Here is a 17225-nt window from a genome sequence, read left to right as displayed (position 1 = left end):
CGCTAGAACTCCAATCCCGCCGCGCGCGCCGCCTGCGCGAGCGCGGCGACGCGGCCGTGGTAGCGGGAGGAACCCCGGTCGAAGACGACGCGAACCACGCCTCGTGCCCGGGCCCGCTCGGCGACGAGGCGGCCGACCGTGCTCGCCGCGGCGACGTTCCCGGTCGGCCCCGAGCGCAGCGCCGGCTCGACCGTCGAGGCGGCGGCGATCGTGCGCCCCGCGACGTCGTCGATCACCTGGGCGACGATGTGGCGGTTCGAGCGGTAGACGGCGAGCCGGGGACGCTCGGGCGTCCCGACGACCTTGACGCGGACGCGGCGGTGCCGCCGGGCCCGCAGCTCGTGGGTGCGTGCTGCGCTGCTCATCACTTGCCAGCCTTCCCTGCCTTGCGGAGGACGACCTCGCCTGCGTAGCGGACGCCCTTGCCCTTGTAGGGTTCGGGCTTGCGGATCCTGCGGATGTCGGCTGCCACCTGGCCGACCTTCTCCTTGTCGATCCCGCGCACCGTCACGCGCGTCGGTGCGGGGACCTCGAAGGTGATCCCCTCCGGGGCGTCGACGACGACCGGGTGGCTGAAGCCGAGGGCGAGCTCGAGCTGGGACGGCCCGCGCGCGCTCGCCCGGTAGCCGACGCCGACGATCTCAAGCTCCTTCGCGAAGCCCTCCGTGACGCCCGTCACCATGTTCGCGACGAGCGAGCGGGTGAGCCCGTGCAGGGCACGGCTCGTGCGCGCGTCGTCGATCCGCTCGACGACGAGGCGGGAGCCCGGCGCGTCGTGGCGGACCGAGATCTGCGGCGGGAGCGCCCGCTCGAGGCGCCCCCTCGGTCCGCTCACGGCGATGCGGCCGTCCTCCAGGCGCACGTCGACGCCCGCGGGCAGCGGTATCGGTGCACGTCCGATGCGCGACATCACGCCGACCTCCCGCCGGGCCGGCGCGCCCGGTCACCAGACATAGCAGAGCACCTCGCCGCCGACGTGCTGCTGGCGCGCCTCGCGGTCGGTGAGCAGGCCCCTGCTCGTCGAGAGCACGGCCACGCCGAGCCCGCCGAGCACGCGCGGCAGCTGGTCGGCGCGCGCGTAGACGCGAAGCCCTGGCGTCGACACGCGACGCAGCCCCGCGATCGCCCGGGTCCGGTCGGGGGCGTACTTCATCTTGATCTCGAGGACCGTGCCGGGCGACCGCCGGTCGGTCGTCGTCGAGAAGCCGGCGATGTAGCCCTCCCGCTCGAGGATCGAGGCGAGCGACACCTTCAGCTTGGAGCCGGGCATGCGGACCGTCTCGTGCATCGCCGCGTTGGCGTTGCGAAGGCGCGTCAGCATGTCGGCGATCGGGTCCGTCACCGTCATCGGCCTTCGCCTCCTCTCACCAGCTCGCCTTCGTGACGCCGGGAACCTCGCCGGCGTGGACCAGCTGGCGCAGGCAGATCCGGCACAGGCCGAAGTGGCGGAAGACCGCCCGCGGCCGCCCGCAACGACGACAGCGCGTGTAGGCGCGGACCTTGAACTTCGGCTTGCGCTGCTGCTTTTGGACCAGTGCCTTCTTCGCCATCGCTACTGCCCCTCGCGTCGGAACGGGAAGCCGAGCGCGGTGAGCAGCGCCCTGCCCTCGGCGTCGGTGCGAGCCGTCGTCACGATCGTGATGTCCATGCCGCGTACGGTGTCGATGCGGTCGTAGTCGACCTCCGGGAAGATGAGCTGCTCGCTCACCCCGAAGGTGTAGTTGCCCCGGCCGTCGAACGACCTCGGGGACAGGCCCCGGAAGTCGCGGATGCGCGGGATCGCCAGGCTGATCAGCCGGTCGAGGAACTCCCACATCCGGTCGCCGCGCAGGGTGACCATGGCGCCGATCGCGTTGCCCTCTCGCAGCTTGAAGCCCGCGATCGAGCGGCGCGCCCTCGTCACGACCGGCCGCTGGCCGGAGATGACCTCGAGGTCGCGCACCGCCCCCTCGAGCAGCGACTGCTGCTGGGTCGCCCGCCCGACGCCGCAGTTGAGGACGATCTTCTCGAGGCGCGGCACCTCCATCACGTTCGCGAGCCCGAGCTCGGCCTTGAGCGCCTGGCGGAGCTCGGTCTCGTAGCGGACCTTGAGCCGAGGCGGGGCGAGCACGGCGGCGCTCACAGCGCCCCCCCGCACTTGCGGCACACCCGGCGCTTCGCGCCGTCGTCGTCGAAGGCGTAGCCGACGCGCGTCGGCCCGCAGCGGCCGCAGATGATCGCGACGGACGACACCGGCAGGGGCATGTCCTTGTCGATGATGCCGCCCTGCATGGTCGCCCTCGTCGGCCTCGTGTGGCGCTTGGCGATGTTCACGCCGGAGACGATCACCTTGTTCTCGGCGGGCAGGGCGCGGATCACCTCGCCCGTCCTGCCCCGGCTCTTGCCCGAGAGCACCTGGACCCGGTCGCCCTTGCGGATCTTCACCTAGATCACCTCCGGCGCGAGGCTCACGATGCGCATGAAGCGCTTGTCGCGAAGCTCCCGACCGACCGGCCCGAAGATGCGCGTCCCCCGCGGCTGCAGCTGGTCGTTGATCAGCACCGCGGCGTTCTCGTCGAAGCGGATGTAGCTGCCGTCCGGCCGTCGCTTCTCCTTCTTCGCGCGCACCACGACGCAGCGCACGACGTCGCCCTTCTTCACGGCGCCGCCGGGCGCGGCGTCCTTCACCGTCGCGATGAAGACGTCCCCGATGCGCGCGTAGCGCCGGCGCGACCCGCCGAGCACCTTGATGCAGAGCACCTCCTTCGCGCCGGAGTTGTCGGCGACCTTGAGGCGTGTCTCCTGCTGGATCACCGCGCACGCTCCAGGATCTCGACGAGCCGCCAGCGCTTCAGCCTGGACAGCGGGCGGGTCTCGGCGACCCGCACCCGGTCCCCGACGCCGGTGGCGTTCTCCTCGTCGTGGACGTACAGCCGCTTCGTGCGCTGGACGGTCTTCGCGTAGCGCGGGTGGCGCACGCGCTCGACGACGCTCACGACCGCGGTCTTGTCCATCGCACGCGACACCACCGTGCCCTCCCGCACCTTGCGCGCGTTGCGCCGCGCCGTCGCCTCGCCCATCACGCCCCCCTGCCTGCCGCCTGCTCTGCCTCGATGGTGAGCAGGCGCGCGATCTCCCGGCGCAGGACGCGCAGGCGACTCACGTTGTCGAGCCGGCCCGTCGCGAGCTGGAAGCGCAGGTTGAACAGCTCCTGGCGCGCCTCGGCGAGGCGCTGCGCGCGGTCCGCCGGCTCGAGCTTGCGCAGCTCGGAGGCCTTCGCCATCAGACCTGCACCTCCGAGGCCGCGCCCGCGGTCTGGCGGACGACGAAGCGGGCCTTCATCGGCAGCTTCTGGATGGCGCGCTCCATGGCGGCACGCGCGAGGTGCTCGTCGACCCCGGCGAGCTCGAAGAGGATGCGGCCCGGCCGCACGACGGCGACCCAGCGCTCGGGGTTCCCCTTGCCGGACCCCATGCGCGTCTCGGCCGGCTTCTGGGTCACGGGCTTGTCGGGGAAGACCCGGATCCACACCTTGCCGCCGCGGCGCACGTGGCGCGTCATGGCGATCCGGGCGGCCTCGATCTGGCGCGCCGTCACCCACGCCGGCTCGAGCGCCTGGATGCCGAAGTCCCCGAACTCCACGCTGGTACCGCCCTTCGCCGCGCCGGTGAGCCGTCCCCGGTGCTGCTTGCGGTGCTTGACCTTGCGAGGCATGAGCATCGTCAGTCAGCCTCCTTGCGGAAGTGCGGTGCCTCGTGGTGCTCGCCGCGCGTCCGCCGCTCGATCTCCTCCTCCTCGGCGAGGAGCCGCTCGAGGGCGTCGTCGGGCAGCGCCGCGGGGGCGGGCTCGGCGTCCGGCGCCGCGGCGGCGACCTCCTCGGGCGCTCCCGGCACGGGAACCTCGCCGACGCCCTCGACGCGCCGTCGGCCGCCGCCCGCGGTGACGATGCGCCGCCGCGCCTGGCCGGAGGTCTCCCCGACCGCCATCGCCGCCTCGCGCGCGATCTTGTCCTCCGCAACAGCGCGGTAGGGGAGGATGTCGCCCTTGTAGATCCAGACCTTCACCCCGACCCGACCGGTGCTCGTCCGCGCCTCGCGCATCCCGTAGTCGATGTCGGCCCGCAGGGTGTGCAGGGGGACTCGCCCCTCGCGGTAGGACTCGCGCCTCGCCATCTCCGAGCCGCCGAGCCGACCCGAGCACTGGACCCGGACGCCGAGGCCGCCCGCCTTCTGGACCGTCTGGATGGCACGCTTCATCGCCCGGCGGAAGCTGATCCGGCGAGCGAGCTGGTCGCAGATTCCCTGCGCGATGAGCGCCGCGTCGAGCTCCGGCTGCTTGATCTCCTGGATGTTGAGCTGGACGTTCGGGTTCTTCGCGATCCGAGCGAGCTGGCGGCGCAGCCGGTCGGCCTCCGCGCCTCGCCGGCCGATCACGATGCCGGGGCGGGCCGTGTGCACGTCGACCCGCAGGCGGTCGCGCGTCCGCTCGATCTCGATCCGGCTGACGGCCGCCGCCTCGAGCTGGCGCATCAGGTAGTCGCGGATCTTCCAGTCCTCGACCACGGCGTCCTGGTAGCCGCGGTCGTCGAACCAGCGGGACTTCCAGTCGGTCGTGACGCCGAGGCGGAAGCCGTAGGGGTTGACCTTCTGGCCCATCAGTCCTCGCCCTCCTCAAGGGCACGCTCCTCGGGCGCGCCCGGGTCGCCCGCCTCCGCCGACGCGGTCGGCGCGGCGGCCTCCGGCTCGGCGTCCTGCTCGACCCGGGCGCCCTCGGGCGGTGCCTCGGCCGCGCCCTCCCCGACCTCACCCGCCGTCGGTTCGGGCGCCGGCGCGGCGCTCCCGGCCTCCTCGGCGCGCCGGCGGCGCGTCGCCGCGACGCGGCGCGCCCGGCGCTCGGCGGCCTCGGCTGCGGCGCGCGCCCGGCGCCGCGCGAGGGTCTGCTCGTCCATGCGGGCGAGCACGACGGTGATGTGGCACGTCCGCTTGCGGATGCGCGTCGCCCGGCCCCTGGCCCGGGGGCGCCAGCGCTTCAGCGTCGCCCCCTCGTCCGCGTAGCAGGTCGCGACGTAGAGCTCCTCGGGGTCGAGGCCGTCGTTGTTCTCGGCGTTGGCCGCCGCGGAGGCGAGGAGCTTCGCGATCACCGGCGCCGCGGCCCGGTCGCAGTGCTCGAGGACCTCGCGCGCCCGCGCCAGGTCGAGGCCGCGGATCAGGTCGAGCACCTCGCGCGCCTTGTAGCTCGACATCCTCGAGTGGCGCAGCACGGCGCGCGTCCCGGGACGCTCGTTCGTCCTCGTCGCCACGTCAGCGCCTCCCCTGGCGTTCCTGGCCTGCGTGGTAGCGGAAGGTGCGCGTCGGCGCGAACTCGCCGAGCTTGTGGCCGACCATCGACTCGGTGATGTAGACGGGGACGTGCTTGCGCCCGTCGTGCACCGCGATCGTGTGGCCGACCATGTCGGGGATGATCGTCGAGCGACGCGACCACGTCTTGATGACCCGTTTCTCGCGGCTCGCGTTGAGCGCGTCGACCTTGCGCAGCAGGTGCTCGTCGACGAACGGGCCCTTCTTCAGGCTGCGAGGCATGCTCCCTCCCTGCCTAGCGCCGCGCGCCGCGCGTGCGCCGGCGCCGGACGATCAGCCGGTCGGAGTCCTTGTGGCGGCGCCGAGTCCGTCCCTCCGGCTTGCCCCAGGGCGACACCGGGTGGCGGCCGCCCGAGCTCTTGCCCTCGCCCCCGCCGAGGGGGTGGTCGACCGGGTTCATCGCCACCCCGCGCGTCTGGGGGCGCACCCCACGCCAGCGGTTGCGCCCCGCCTTGCCGATCGACACGAGCTCCGCCTCGGCGTTGCCGACGACGCCGATCGTCGCCCGGCAGTCGATCGAGACCCGCCGCATCTCCGTCGACGGCAGCCGCAGCGTGGCGAAGGCGCCCTCCTTCGCCACGACCTGCACGCTCATCCCGGCGCCGCGCGCCAGCTTCCCGCCGCCGCCCGGCCGCAGCTCGACGTTGTGGACGACCGAGCCGACGGGGATGTAGCGGATCGGCAGCGCGTTGCCTGGCCGGATCTCCGCGCCCTGGCCGGACTGGAGGACGTCGCCGACGCCGACCTGCTGGGGCGCGAGGATGTAGCGCTTCTCCCCGTCCGCGTAGTGCAGCAGGGCGATCCGAGCGTTGCGGTTCGGGTCGTACTCGATGGCAGCGACGCGCGCCGGTACCCCGTCCTTGTCGCGCCAGAAGTCGACGATCCGGTACCGGCGCTTGTGGCCGCCGCCCCGGTGGCGCGCCGTCTTGCGCCCGTAGCTGTTGCGTCCGCCGCTCGCGGGCAGCGGCGCGGTGAGCGAGCGCTCCGGGCGGTCCTTCGTGATCTCGGAGAAGTCCGAGACCGACTGGAACCGCCGAGCGGCGCTCGTCGGCCTGCGCTTGCGCACTCCCATCCCGGTTCCTCAGCTCTCGAACAGCTCGATGCGGTCCCCGCCGGCGAGGCGGACGATGGCCCGCTTCGTGTCGGGGCGCCTGCCGTAGGTGGCGGCGCGGCGGTTCCGCTTGCGCTTGCCCTTGCGCACGAGCGTGTTGACGCTCGCGACGCGCACCGAGAACGCCCGCTCGACGGCCTGGCGGATCTCCACCTTCGACGCTCGGGGGTCGACGACGAAGACGTAGGCCCCGTCGTCCATGAGCCCGTAGGACTTCTCCGAGATCACCGGGCGCAGCAGCACCGTCCGCTCGCTCGTCATGCGGCCTCGCCTCCCGGCTCGTCGTCCGGCGCCGAGGGCGCCCCGGCCGCCTGCCCCGTGGCCGCGCCCTCCAGCGGTACCGCGGTGCCCGGCAGGGTCGCGTCGGTGAACACGACGACGTCGGCCCCGAGGACGTCGTACGCGCTCAGCTGGTCGGCGGGCACGGTGACGACCTGGCGCAGGTTGGCGAAGGAGCGCCGAGCCGCCTCGTCGGCGCGCTCGAGCACGACGAGCACCTTGCCCGAGCACCCGAGGGCGCCGAGCGCGGCGACGGCGTCCTTCGTCCGCGGCACGGCGAACCCCCAGCGGTCGACGAGGCGGAGGCCGCCGGCCGAGGCCCGCGCCGAGAGCGCGCAGCGCAGGGCCTGGCGCACCATCTTCTTCGGCGTCCGCTGGGCGTAGCTGCGGGGCTTGGGCCCGAGCGCGATGCCGCCGCCGGCGAAGTGCGGGGCGCGGATCGAGCCCTGACGGGCCCGCCCCGTGCCCTTCTGACGGTAGGGCTTCGCCGACCCGCCGCGCACCTCGGCACGGGTGCGCGTGCTGTGGGTACCGGCGCGGCGCGCCGCGAGCTGGGCGGTGACGACCTGGTGCAGGAGCGGCACGTTGACCGGCACGGCGAAGACCGCCGGGTCGAGCAGGACGCGCCCGAGGAGCTCGCCGCTCACCGAGCGGCGCTCGAGCGTCACCGCCTCGGTCCCCGCAGCCGGCGCGCTCACCTCGAGCCACCCTTCACGGCGTCGCGCAGCACCACGAGGCCGCCGCGCGGCCCCGGCACCGCCCCCTTCACGAGCACGAGCTGGCGCTCGGCATCCGACTCGACGACCTCGAGGTTCAGCGTCGTGACCCGCACCGAGCCGAGCCGGCCGGCCATGCGCGTCCCCTTGAAGACGCGCGCCGGCGTGGCGCACGCCCCGACCGATCCGGGGGCCCGGTGCTTCTTGTGGTTGCCGTGCGCGGCCCCCTGGCCGGCGAAGTGGTGCCGCTTCATCCCGCCGGCGAAGCCCTTCCCCTTGGAGACCGCCGTGACGTCGACCCGCTCGCCCGCGGCGAGGATCGACGCGTCGAGCTCCTGGCCGACCGAGAAGCCGGTCGTGTCGTCGAGGCGCAGCTCGACGAGCGCCCGGCCCGGCTCGACCCCGGCCCGGGCGAAGTGCCCCGCCGCCGGCTTGCTGAGCGAGCTCGCCCGGCGCACGCCGTAGGTGACCTGGAGGGCCGCGTACCCCTCCCGCTCGGGCGTCTTCACCTGGACGACGCGCACCGGCGAGACGCGCAGGACGGTCACCGGGATCGCACGGTGGTCCGCGTCGAAGATCTGGGTCATCCCGACCTTCTCGCCGACGATCGCCTTCGTTGCCATCGGTTCCTGTCTCGCTGTCTCGCTGCCGTGCTCGCTGCGCTGCTGCGTGCGCCGTCTCCCGGCAGGGAGCCGGGGCACGCTCGCTCCGTCTCCCACGCGGGTGCTCCGCCCGAGGACCGGGCGGAGCATCCGACGCGTTGCCACGCGGTCCCCCGCGCACGGGGCACGCATGGACGTCGTACTCGGGCCTGCCGCGCCCGAGGGCGCGGCGAGGGGTGGACTATAGCAGAAGGGGCCGGTCAGGCCGTCTGGATCTTGATCTCGATGTCGACGCCGGCGGGCAGGTCGAGCCGCTGGAGCGAGTCGACCGTCTTCGGGCTGTGCTCGACGATGTCGACGAGCCGCTTGTGGACCCGCATCTCGAAGTGCTCGCGGCTGTCCTTGTACTTGTGCGGCGAGCGGATCACCGTGTAGCGGTGCCGCTCCGTCGGCAGCGGTACCGGCCCGCGCACCTTCGCCTGCGTGCGCAGCACCGTCTCGACGATCTTCTTCGTCGACTGGTCGACGACCTCGTGGTCGTAGGCCTTGAGGCGGATGCGGATCCGCTGGCGGGCGCCGTCAGCCACGTCGGGCCCCTACTTCAAGATCTTCGTGACGCGACCGGCCCCCACCGTGCGCCCGCCCTCGCGGATGGCGAAGCGGAGCCCCTCGTCCATCGCGATCGGCTTCTGGAGCTCGACGGTCATCGAGGTGTTGTCGCCGGGCATGACCATCTCGGTGCCCTCGGGCAGGTTGATGGTCCCGGTCACGTCGGTCGTGCGGAAGTAGAACTGCGGCCGGTAGTTCGTGAAGAACGGCTTGTGGCGGCCGCCCTCCTCCTTCGTGAGGACGTAGACGTTGGCCTCGAACTGGGTGTGCGGCGTGATCGAGCCCGGCTTGCACAGCACCTGGCCGCGCTCGACGTCCTCCTTCTTCGTCCCCCGCAGGAGCACGCCGACGTTGTCGCCGGCCTGCCCGGCGTCGAGGAGCTTGCGGAACATCTCGACCCCGGTGACGACCGTCTTCTGCGTCGGGCGCAGGCCGACGATCTCGACGTCGTCGCCCACCTTCACCTGGCCCTGCTCGATGCGGCCGGTCGCCACGGTGCCCCGACCGGTGATCGTCATCACGTCCTCGACGGACATGAGGAAGGGCTTGTCGATGTCGCGCTGGGGCTGGGGGATGTAGTTGTCGACCGCCTCCATGAGCCGGAGGATCCCCTCCGCGGCCTCGGGGTCGCCCTCGAGCGCCTTGAGCGCCGACACCCGCACGATGGGCGTGTCGTCGCCGGGGAACTCGTACTCGTTGAGCAGCTCGCGCACCTCGAGCTCGACGAGGTCGAGGAGCTCCTCGTCGTCGACCATGTCCGCCTTGTTCAGCGCGACCACGATGGACGGAACGCCGACCTGACGGGCGAGCAGGACGTGCTCACGCGTCTGGGGCATCGGGCCGTCGGCGGCGGAGACGACGAGGATCGCGCCGTCGACCTGGGCGGCCCCGGTGATCATGTTCTTGATGTAGTCGGCGTGCCCCGGCATGTCGACGTGGGCGTAGTGACGCTTGTCCGTCTCGTACTCGACGTGCGCGATCGAGATCGTGATGCCCCGGGCCTTCTCCTCCGGCGCCTTGTCGATCTGGTCGAACGCCGTGAACGCGACGTTCGGGTTCCGGTCGTGGAGGACCTTGGTGATCGCCGCCGTGAGGGTCGTCTTGCCGTGGTCGATGTGCCCCATCGTCCCGACGTTGATGTGGGGCTTGGTCCTCTCGAACTTCTGCTTCGCCATTGGTGCCGACAGCTCCGTCTCTTAGGGCGGGACCGCTCGGGCCCGCCGCCGTTGGTTGGGTTGACCGCCTCGAGACCCTCGATCGCGTGGTCCACTCGCCGGGCGGGGTCGCCCCCGCCGCCTCCGTCTCCGTCGCGCCGCCGCGCCCTCGCCGGTCACTCCCCGGTCGCCCGGGCGACGATCTCCCGGGCGATCGACTCGGGGACCTCCTGGTAGGAGTCGAACTGCATCGTGTACGTCGCGCGGCCCTGCGTGCGAGAACGCAGGTCGGTAGCGTAGCCGAACATCTCCGACAATGGAACCTGGGCCCGGATCACCTGGTTCGAGCCGCGCTGCTCCATCCCCTCGACCCGGCCGCGCCGGGCCGAGAGGTCGCCGATGACGTCGCCCATGTACTCCTCGGCGGTCACCACCTCGACGGCCATGATCGGCTCGAGCAGCACGGGGTGCGCCTGGCGGGCGGCCTTCTTGAAGGCGAGCGAGCCGGCGATCTTGAAGGCCATCTCGGAGGAGTCGACCTCGTGGTAGGAGCCGAACACGAGGGTGGCGCGGACGTCGACGACCGGGTAGCCGGCGAGCACCCCCGACTCCATGGCCTCGCGGATGCCCTGGTCGACGGCGGGGATGTACTCCTTCGGGATCACGCCGCCGGTGATCTTGTCGACGAACTCGTAGCCGCCGCCGGGCCCGGTGGGCTCGAGGTCGATGACGACGTGCCCGTACTGGCCCCGCCCGCCGGTCTGGCGCACGTAGCGCTCCTCGACCTTGTGCGCGGCCTCCCGGATCGTCTCGCGGTAGGCGACCTGCGGCTTGCCGACGTTCGCGTCGACCTTGAACTCGCGAAGCATCCGGTCGACGAGCACCTCGAGGTGGAGCTCCCCCATCCCCGAGATCACCGTCTGGCCGGTCTCCTCGTCGGTGCGGACGCGGAACGTCGGGTCCTCCTCGGCGAGCGCGAACAGGGCCCGCGCCAGCTTGTCCTGGTCGGCCTTCGTCTTCGGCTCGACGGCGACGTGGATGACGGGCTCGGGGAACTCGAGCGACTCGAGGACGATCGGGTGCGCGGGGTCGCACAGCGTGTCGCCCGTCGTCACGTTCTTCAGGCCGACGACCGCGACGATGTCGCCGGTGAAGATGACGTCCTTGTCCTCGCGGTGGTTGGCGTGCATCTGGAGGATCCGGCCGATCCGCTCGCGGCGGTCCTTCGTCGAGTTGAGCACCGTCGAGCCCTTCGCGAGGGTGCCCGAGTAGACGCGCAGGTAGGTGAGCTTGCCGACGAACGGGTCGCTCATGATCTTGAAGGCGAGGGCACTGAAGGGCGCGTCGTCGCGCGGCTCGCGCACGAGCTCCTCGTCGCCCCGGAGCGAATGGCCCGTCGTCGGGGGGAGGTCGAGCGGGCTCGGCAGGTAGTCGACGACGGCGTCGAGCAGGGGCTGGACACCCTTGTTGCGGAAGGCCGAGCCGCACAGCACGGGCACGACCCGGCCCTCGATCGTCCCGGCGCGCAGGGCGCGACGCAGGTCCTCCGGCCTGATCTCCTCGTCGTGGACGTACTTGGACATCACGACGTCGTCGAAGTTCGACAGCACGTCGAGCAGGTCGTGACGGCCGATCTCGGCCTGCTCGCGCATCGAGGCGGGGATCTCGCCCTCCTCCACCTTCTCGCCGAGCGGGTCCCGCCAGGTCAGGGCGCGCATCTCGACGAGGTCGACGACCCCGACGAAGTCCGCCTCGGCGCCGATCGGGAGCTGGACGACCGCCGGCGTGGCGTCGAGGCGGTCGCGGATCATCTCGACGGTGCGGAAGAAGTCCGCGCCGGTACGGTCCATCTTGTTCACGAAGCAGAAGCGCGGGACGTGGTAGCGGTTCGCCTGGCGCCATACCGTCTCGGTCTGGGGCTCGACCCCCGCGACGGCGTCGAAGACGGCCACGGCGCCGTCGAGGACGCGCAGCGACCGCTCCACCTCGACGGTGAAGTCGACGTGGCCCGGCGTGTCGATCAGGTTGATCCAGCAGTCCCGCCAGCGGCAGGTCGTCGCGGCCGAGGTGATGGTGATCCCCCGCTCCTGCTCCTGGACCATCCAGTCCATCGTCGCCGCGCCCTCGTGCACCTCGCCGATCTTGTAGCTGCGGCCCGTGTAGTAGAGGATGCGCTCGGTCGTCGTCGTCTTGCCGGCATCGATGTGCGCCATGATGCCGATGTTGCGCGTCTTGGCGAGGGGGAACTCGCGGCTCGGGGTCTCTGCCATAGGTCCAGTATTCCTGCTCGTCGCACTCGATCCGTCACACGCGCCGCGAGGGCCAGGCCCTGGGGCGCGAAGGCTGCCGAGGGTTCGCGCTACCAGCGGTAGTGCGCGAAGGCCTTGTTCGACTCGGCCATCTTGTGGAGGTCCTCGCGGCGCTTGACGGCCGCACCGAGGCCGTTCGCCGCGTCGAGGATCTCGTTCGCGAGGCGCAGCGCCATCGTCCGCTCCCGCCGCTGCCTCGCGTAGCCGACGATCCAGCGGATCGACAGCGTCGTCGCCCGCCGTGGCCGGACCTCGACGGGCACCTGGTAGGTGGCGCCGCCGACGCGCCGGCTGCGCACCTCGAGCTCCGGCCTCGTGTTCTCGAGGGCCCGCTTCAAGGTCGCGATCGGGTCGCCGGCCGTCTTCTCGGCGACGACGTCGAGCGCGCGGTAGACGATGCGCTCGGCGAGGCTGCGCTTGCCGCGGCTCAGCACCTTGTTGATGAGCTGCGTGACGAGGACGGAACGGTAGACCGGATCGGGCTGGAGCTCGCGTCGGGGGGCGGGACCGTGGCGGGGCACTACGACTCCCTCTTCGCGCCGTAGCGGCTGCGAGCCTGGGCGCGGTCGCGCACCCCGGAGGTGTCGAGCGCGCCGCGCACGATCTTGTAGCGGACGCCCGGCAGGTCCTTCACGCGCCCGCCGCGCACGAGCACGATCGAGTGCTCCTGGAGGTTGTGGCCGACGCCGGGGATGTAGGCGGTGACCTCGACGCCGCTCGTGAGCCGGACGCGAGCCACCTTGCGCAGCGCGGAGTTCGGCTTCTTCGGCGTCGTCGTGTAGACGCGCGTGCACACGCCCCGGCGCTGCGGCGCGCCCTTCAGCGCCGGCGTCTTCGTCTTCGTTCGCTTGGACGCCCGCCCCTTGCGGACGAGCTGGGCGATCGTGGGCACGCGAGACCTCTCGAGCCGTGGTACGAGCCGCGCCGCGGCGCTCATCGCGCCGAAGCGGCCCGGCAATCCTAGGGGAGGAGCCGACGGCAGGCAAGGCGCCCGCGCCGGCACGCCGTCGCCCTCGAGGCTAGCGGCTCGGCACGGCGAGCACGCGCGAGCGCCCGAGCACGTGCCCGGCGGCGTCGATCGCCTCGACCGCCACCCAGCGTCCGGGCCGGGCGATCGCGAAGCTCGTCTGGAAGCCGGCGTCGGGGGCGCTCGCGCCGGGTCGCAGCTCGGCCGGGGTGGGACCCGTGCGCGCCCGCCACGCGGCGACCTGGGTCGCGCCGTTCCAGCTCACCTCGACGCGCAGCGCCCCGCTGGGCAGGCGGGCGAGCGCCACCGACGGCGGCGTGGCGGGGCGGCCGACGAAGGGGTGCCGGGTGGCTCGGTACGTGTCGTCGCCGGCGGGCAGCTCGAGGTCGAGCAGGAGCCTGCCCGCCTGCGTGAACTGCGAGACGTACGGCGTCGTCCCCCACCCGACGACGACGTCGCCGTTGGCCAGCAGCTGGACGTTGCCGAGCGCCGCCGCGAGGAGCGGCGGGTCGGGGTGGGTGTAGGCGCGCACGAGCGTCGCGCGCCGGGTCCGCAGGTCGAGGTGGAGGACGAGCGCGCGCGACTGGGGTCCGCGACGCGGGGCCGCCTCGTCGTCGAAGATCGTCATCGTGTCGGGCGTCACGAGGCGCGTGTCGTGCTGGAAGGCGAAGCGGGCGCCGGGGCCGAGCGCGAAGGTACTGCCCCGGCCGCCGAGCTGCCAGAGGACCCTGCCGCCGTCGCGCACCGAGACGTCGTACGCGGCGGAGGTGTTGCGCGAGCCGACGAGCAGGCTGCCGTCGGGCAGCTGCTGGATCGAGTTGACGTGGAAGTAGTCGAACAGGCCGGCCGGCCCCGCCGGCAGCGCGAAGTCGGACCTCGTGACCGGGACGTGGTCGAGGCTGTGCCACTCGAACATCACGAGCCCGGTCGGGACGTCGATCGCCTGGACGATGCCGTCGAGCGCGGTGACCGTGCGCGGGACGCCGCCGAGCGAGACGGGCCAGCGCAGCGCCTGGTAGCTCGTGACGAGCGCCGTGGTCGCGCCGTCGAGCTGGAGCTCGTGCAGGTCCGGGGCGAAGCCGTTGCCCCCGCGGATGACGGCGAGCCTCCGGTAGGAGGTGCTGGCGATCACGTCCTCGCCGACCCCGTGGCCTCGCACGACCCGTCCCTGGAACCACACGAGCGCGGGGCGACCCCGGTAGCGCTGGAGGTCGAAGCTGAAGGCCACCTCGCCCGGCGGGAGCGGGTGGAACCAGATGAGGCGGCCGGTCGGTCCGACGATCATGGGGCCGAACTGGCCGACCGCGCCCTTCGGCGCGAGGAAGAAGTCGCCGCCGGGCCGCGCCGCAGGCGAGGAGTGCACGACTCGCACCTGCGGCGGGACGAGGCCGGGCGCGGACGCGAAGCGCTCGACCCCCGTCGAGAGCTCGGGACCCGGGCGCTTCGGCCCCGGCGTCACCGGCACGCGCTCGCCGACGACGAAGCGGAACGTGCCGGAGGGCGCGCCGACGAGGTCGAGGCCGGTCCGCACGGTGACGGCCTCGCCGGCGTCGAAGGGCCTCGCCGGCAGGAAGCTCGCCCCGGCCCCGTCCGAGTACGGGCGGAGCACCCCCGGGTGCGCCCCCGAGCGCGAGCCGGTCACCACGACGGGGCCGATCGCTGCGGGAGCCACGCCGAGGAAGCTGATCTGGGTCGTTCGCGAGGCGGTGCGGGTGCCCGGCGCGGGCGAGACGACGACGGGCTGGCCGGGCGCGAGCCGACGGCCGAGCAGGGCGATGCGGGGGTCAGCCCGCGAGACGTCGGGGTGGACGCGGAAGGACGCGGCCCGGCCGCCGAAGGCCGACAGCACGAGGCCGACGCCGACGAGGGCGGCGAGGCGGCCGGGCGCTCGACGGTCGCCGGTTCGTGCCAGTGTCTCCTCCCCTCGGGCACGCGCGCGCCGGCGCGGGGAGGCGCCGACGCATCCGGGGTCGGGCCGACGATAGCGGCCGCGCCCTCGCGGCGGGCCGCGTGCCCGGCTGCCGCTCAGGAGGCGCCGACCGAGGCGAGCGCGTCGAGGAGGCGGGGAGCGAGCTCGGGGCGGCACACGAGCAGGTCGGGGAGCCAGGGGCTCGGCTGGTTCCAGCGCAGCTCGGAGCCGTCGACGCGCGACGCGTGGAGCCCGTTCGCCACCGCCACCGCAACCGGCGCGGCCGAGTCCCACTCGTACTGGCCCCCGGCGTGGAGGTAGGCGTCGACCTCGCCGCGCACGACGGCCATCGTCTTCGCGCCGGCCGATCCGAGCGGGACGAGCTCGGCGCCCAGCGCGGCCGCGACGGCCGCCGCGACCGGCGGCGGCCTCGTCCTGCTGACCGCGAGGCGCGGCGGTCCCTCGCGCCGGAGCCTGGTGGGGAGCGGCGCGCTCGTGGAGAAGAGCATCCCGCTCGCGGGCAGCGCCACGGCCCCGGCGCGTAGCTCGTGGCCCACCACGAGGGCGACGTGGACGGCCCAGTCCTCGCGCCCGGGCTCGCCGTACTCGCGCGTCCCATCCAGCGGGTCGACGATCCACGTCCGTGCCGCCGCGAGGCGCTCGGCGCTGTCGGGCGCCTCCTCGGACAGCACCGCGTCGCCGGGAAAGGACTGGCGAAGGCGCGCCACGATGAGCTCGTTCGACCGCACGTCGGCGCTCACGGCCGAGTCGGGCCGCTCCCGCAGCGAGAGCAGCAGCTGGCCCGCCTCGAACGCGATGCAGGCCGCCGTGATGTCGTCCGTGGGCGCGACCTCGAGGCCTCGGACGTCCGGGGAGGTGATCGGCCGCGGGCCGGATCCGGGCGCTCGCCTCGCGGCCGTCACAGCGCTCGCTCCGACGCCAGGCGATCCCGGACGCGAGGGGCGATCGCGCCGCGAGCGCACGGCCGCGGCAGCGGCACCGGCCTGCGCCCGCCCCATCGAGTGGGCGCTGACGGCGACACGCGCGTCGGACGGCCGTGCGACGGCTCGACCGGCGATCGCCACGGCGCGCGTCCTGTCCTGACGCGCGCGACGTCGGCGAGCGAGCCGCGGGCTGCCGGCCGTGCGACAGGCGGCGCGCCCGCCCCGCCCGTACGTGCGCCCCGTCCTCGCCCCACGAGGCGCCGCTCGGCGCCGGTCACCCTGCGGACGCTTCCTCGTGACACGCCAGCGCCACGCTAGCGTGCCGGCCCGGCACTCGGTCGGCGACCCCGGCGATCCACCCGCGCCAGCGCCCGCGACCCCGGCGATCGAGGGGGAGGCGACCCCTTGCGCGCCGCGCGGCGCCGCCGCGTACGCTGTCCCCGACGCTCGCGACGCTGTGCGAGGAGGGTGCCGGGAGCAGCGATGCGCTGTACGCCGCGACGCGAGACGGCGCGATCGACGGTGCGACGCCGGGGTCGCGCCGGCGGTGGCCGCCGGCCCTCGCCATCTGCCCGGCTCGCGTGCTTCGTCAGCGCCCTCGCGCTCGGCGCGTCAACGGGGCCCGCGATCGCCGCCGGGCCCGCGTCGGCGAGCACGACCGGCTGGACGGCGGTCGTCGCGATCTTGAACGGCGGCTCGGGGGACACCGTCACGCCGATCGACCTCGCCACCGGCCAGGCGGGCTCGCCGATGCCGGCCGGTCCCGGTCCCTTCTACCTCGCCATCACGCCGGACGGCACGACCGCCTACGTCGTGAACTACAACAACAACATCGTCACCCCGATCGACCTCGGGACCGGCACGGACGGGCAGGCGATCCCGGTCGGCGCCTTCCCCAGGGCCATCGCCATCACGCCGGACGGGAGGACCGCCTACGTCGTGAACGAGGGCTCGAACACCGTCACGCCGATCGACCTCGCCACCGGCCAGGCGGGGTCGCCGATCACCGTCGGCACGAACCCGGACGCGATCGCCATCACGCCCGACGGCACGACCGCCTACGTCGTGAACGCCAACAGCCCCCTGGGCTCCGGCGGCCCTCCCGGCACCGTCACGCCCATCGACCTCGCCACCGGCCAGGCGGGGTCGCCGATCACCGTCGGGGACTTTCCGACGGCCATCGCCATCACGCCCGACGGCACGACCGCCTACGTCGTGAACGAGGGCTCGAACACCGTCACGCCGATCGACCTCGCCACCGGCCAGGCGGGGTCGCCGATCACCGTCGG

At 73.3% G+C, this 17225-nt stretch carries 23 protein-coding genes and 2 pseudogenes; 1 reads left to right on the top strand and 24 read right to left on the bottom strand.

From position 1 onward, the window contains the following. Positions 1–2: 2 nt before the first annotated feature. From rplR to VKV23_02510, 24 genes and pseudogenes are all read right to left on the bottom strand, one after another. Positions 3–365, bottom strand: coding sequence for a 50S ribosomal protein L18 (rplR, locus tag VKV23_02625; GenBank protein HLI14930.1), 363 nt, complete (start codon positions 363–365; stop codon positions 3–5). Next, the gene (gene rplF / locus VKV23_02620; GenBank protein HLI14929.1) at positions 365–910 is read right to left on the bottom strand and encodes a 50S ribosomal protein L6; all 546 of its coding nucleotides are present in this window, start codon (positions 908–910) and stop codon (positions 365–367) included. The genes rplR and rplF overlap by 1 nt, the downstream gene beginning before the upstream one ends. 33 nt (positions 911–943) lie before the next feature. Next, on the bottom strand, positions 944–1348 hold the full coding sequence (gene rpsH, locus VKV23_02615; protein ID HLI14928.1) for a 30S ribosomal protein S8: 405 nt from the start codon (positions 1346–1348) through the stop codon (positions 944–946). A gap of 16 nt (positions 1349–1364) precedes the next feature. Next, the gene (locus VKV23_02610; GenBank protein HLI14927.1) at positions 1365–1550 is read right to left on the bottom strand and encodes a type Z 30S ribosomal protein S14; all 186 of its coding nucleotides are present in this window, start codon (positions 1548–1550) and stop codon (positions 1365–1367) included. Between the two features lie 2 nt (positions 1551–1552). Then, positions 1553–2110 (bottom strand): 50S ribosomal protein L5, encoded by a 558-nt coding sequence (gene rplE, locus VKV23_02605; protein HLI14926.1) that lies wholly within the window; start codon positions 2108–2110, stop codon positions 1553–1555. Positions 2111–2118: 8 nt separating this feature from the next. After that, positions 2119–2424, bottom strand: a complete 306-nt coding sequence (rplX, locus tag VKV23_02600; protein HLI14925.1) for a 50S ribosomal protein L24 — start codon at positions 2422–2424, stop codon at positions 2119–2121. Then, positions 2425–2793, bottom strand: a complete 369-nt coding sequence (gene rplN / locus VKV23_02595; GenBank protein HLI14924.1) for a 50S ribosomal protein L14 — start codon at positions 2791–2793, stop codon at positions 2425–2427. It lies immediately after the preceding gene. Beyond that, complete coding sequence (gene rpsQ, locus VKV23_02590; protein HLI14923.1) at positions 2790–3059, bottom strand: 30S ribosomal protein S17; 270 nt, start codon at positions 3057–3059, stop codon at positions 2790–2792. Before rpsQ ends, rplN begins: the two co-directional genes overlap by 4 nt. Beyond that, on the bottom strand, positions 3059–3262 hold the full coding sequence (gene rpmC / locus VKV23_02585) for a 50S ribosomal protein L29 (protein ID HLI14922.1): 204 nt from the start codon (positions 3260–3262) through the stop codon (positions 3059–3061). The genes rpsQ and rpmC overlap by 1 nt, the downstream gene beginning before the upstream one ends. After that, a complete protein-coding gene (gene rplP / locus VKV23_02580; protein ID HLI14921.1) occupies positions 3262–3699 on the bottom strand; it encodes a 50S ribosomal protein L16 in 438 nt (145 codons plus the stop codon). Before rplP ends, rpmC begins: the two co-directional genes overlap by 1 nt. A gap of 302 nt (positions 3700–4001) precedes the next feature. After that, positions 4002–4634 (bottom strand): annotated as a pseudogene (rpsC, locus tag VKV23_02575) (30S ribosomal protein S3). A 299-nt stretch (positions 4635–4933) separates the two neighbouring features. Continuing rightward, positions 4934–5278 (bottom strand): annotated as a pseudogene (rplV, locus tag VKV23_02570) (50S ribosomal protein L22). Position 5279: 1 nt separating this feature from the next. After that, complete coding sequence (gene rpsS, locus VKV23_02565) at positions 5280–5558, bottom strand: 30S ribosomal protein S19 (protein ID HLI14920.1); 279 nt, start codon at positions 5556–5558, stop codon at positions 5280–5282. A 13-nt stretch (positions 5559–5571) separates the two neighbouring features. Next, complete coding sequence (gene rplB, locus VKV23_02560; GenBank protein ID HLI14919.1) at positions 5572–6408, bottom strand: 50S ribosomal protein L2; 837 nt, start codon at positions 6406–6408, stop codon at positions 5572–5574. 9 nt (positions 6409–6417) lie between these two features. Further along, positions 6418–6708, bottom strand: a complete 291-nt coding sequence (rplW, locus tag VKV23_02555; protein ID HLI14918.1) for a 50S ribosomal protein L23 — start codon at positions 6706–6708, stop codon at positions 6418–6420. Continuing rightward, on the bottom strand, positions 6705–7424 hold the full coding sequence (gene rplD / locus VKV23_02550) for a 50S ribosomal protein L4 (GenBank protein ID HLI14917.1): 720 nt from the start codon (positions 7422–7424) through the stop codon (positions 6705–6707). Before rplD ends, rplW begins: the two co-directional genes overlap by 4 nt. Further along, entirely contained in the window at positions 7421–8065 is a 645-nt protein-coding gene (gene rplC, locus VKV23_02545; protein HLI14916.1) for a 50S ribosomal protein L3, read from the bottom strand. The genes rplD and rplC overlap by 4 nt, the downstream gene beginning before the upstream one ends. A 239-nt stretch (positions 8066–8304) precedes the next feature. Then, entirely contained in the window at positions 8305–8631 is a 327-nt protein-coding gene (rpsJ, locus tag VKV23_02540) for a 30S ribosomal protein S10 (protein HLI14915.1), read from the bottom strand. A 9-nt stretch (positions 8632–8640) separates the two neighbouring features. Continuing rightward, positions 8641–9828, bottom strand: a complete 1188-nt coding sequence (gene tuf, locus VKV23_02535; GenBank protein HLI14914.1) for an elongation factor Tu — start codon at positions 9826–9828, stop codon at positions 8641–8643. Between the two features lie 155 nt (positions 9829–9983). Beyond that, positions 9984–12077, bottom strand: a complete 2094-nt coding sequence (gene fusA / locus VKV23_02530) for an elongation factor G (protein HLI14913.1) — start codon at positions 12075–12077, stop codon at positions 9984–9986. Between the two features lie 89 nt (positions 12078–12166). Then, positions 12167–12637: a 30S ribosomal protein S7 gene (rpsG, locus tag VKV23_02525; protein HLI14912.1), complete on the bottom strand. Its 471-nt coding sequence runs from the start codon at positions 12635–12637 to the stop codon at positions 12167–12169. After that, positions 12637–13008, bottom strand: coding sequence for a 30S ribosomal protein S12 (gene rpsL / locus VKV23_02520; protein HLI14911.1), 372 nt, complete (start codon positions 13006–13008; stop codon positions 12637–12639). Before rpsL ends, rpsG begins: the two co-directional genes overlap by 1 nt. A 127-nt stretch (positions 13009–13135) precedes the next feature. Next, positions 13136–14932, bottom strand: a complete 1797-nt coding sequence (locus tag VKV23_02515; GenBank protein HLI14910.1) for an arylsulfotransferase family protein — start codon at positions 14930–14932, stop codon at positions 13136–13138. A gap of 176 nt (positions 14933–15108) precedes the next feature. Further along, on the bottom strand, positions 15109–15915 hold the full coding sequence (locus VKV23_02510) for a 3'(2'),5'-bisphosphate nucleotidase CysQ (protein ID HLI14909.1): 807 nt from the start codon (positions 15913–15915) through the stop codon (positions 15109–15111). A 504-nt stretch (positions 15916–16419) separates the two neighbouring features. Here VKV23_02510 and VKV23_02505 point away from each other — a divergent pair. Then, a partial coding sequence (locus tag VKV23_02505) for a beta-propeller fold lactonase family protein (protein HLI14908.1) occupies positions 16420–17225 on the top strand: 806 nt, incomplete at its 3' end.

It is taken from the genome of Acidimicrobiales bacterium (genome assembly GCA_035294085.1).
Taxonomy (GTDB): Bacteria; Actinomycetota; Acidimicrobiia; order Acidimicrobiales; family Bog-793; genus DATGLP01.
This window is presented reverse-complemented; position numbering and strand designations above follow the sequence as displayed.

Bases quoted from the DNA above. Each gene is read 5' to 3' on its own strand.
- rplR (HLI14930.1), bottom strand. From the start codon at position 365: ATGAGCAGCGCAGCACGCACCCACGAGCTGCGGGCCCGGCGGCACCGC.
- rplF (HLI14929.1), bottom strand. From the start codon at position 910: ATGTCGCGCATCGGACGTGCACCGATACCGCTGCCCGCGGGCGTCGAC.
- rpsH (HLI14928.1), bottom strand. From the start codon at position 1,348: ATGACGGTGACGGACCCGATCGCCGACATGCTGACGCGCCTTCGCAAC.
- VKV23_02610 (HLI14927.1), bottom strand. From the start codon at position 1,550: ATGGCGAAGAAGGCACTGGTCCAAAAGCAGCAGCGCAAGCCGAAGTTC.
- rpsQ (HLI14923.1), bottom strand. From the start codon at position 3,059: ATGGGCGAGGCGACGGCGCGGCGCAACGCGCGCAAGGTGCGGGAGGGC.
- rpmC (HLI14922.1), bottom strand. From the start codon at position 3,262: ATGGCGAAGGCCTCCGAGCTGCGCAAGCTCGAGCCGGCGGACCGCGCG.
- rplP (HLI14921.1), bottom strand. From the start codon at position 3,699: ATGCTCATGCCTCGCAAGGTCAAGCACCGCAAGCAGCACCGGGGACGG.
- rpsS (HLI14920.1), bottom strand. From the start codon at position 5,558: ATGCCTCGCAGCCTGAAGAAGGGCCCGTTCGTCGACGAGCACCTGCTG.
- rplB (HLI14919.1), bottom strand. From the start codon at position 6,408: ATGGGAGTGCGCAAGCGCAGGCCGACGAGCGCCGCTCGGCGGTTCCAG.
- rplW (HLI14918.1), bottom strand. From the start codon at position 6,708: ATGACGAGCGAGCGGACGGTGCTGCTGCGCCCGGTGATCTCGGAGAAG.
- rplC (HLI14916.1), bottom strand. From the start codon at position 8,065: ATGGCAACGAAGGCGATCGTCGGCGAGAAGGTCGGGATGACCCAGATC.
- tuf (HLI14914.1), bottom strand. From the start codon at position 9,828: ATGGCGAAGCAGAAGTTCGAGAGGACCAAGCCCCACATCAACGTCGGG.
- fusA (HLI14913.1), bottom strand. From the start codon at position 12,077: ATGGCAGAGACCCCGAGCCGCGAGTTCCCCCTCGCCAAGACGCGCAAC.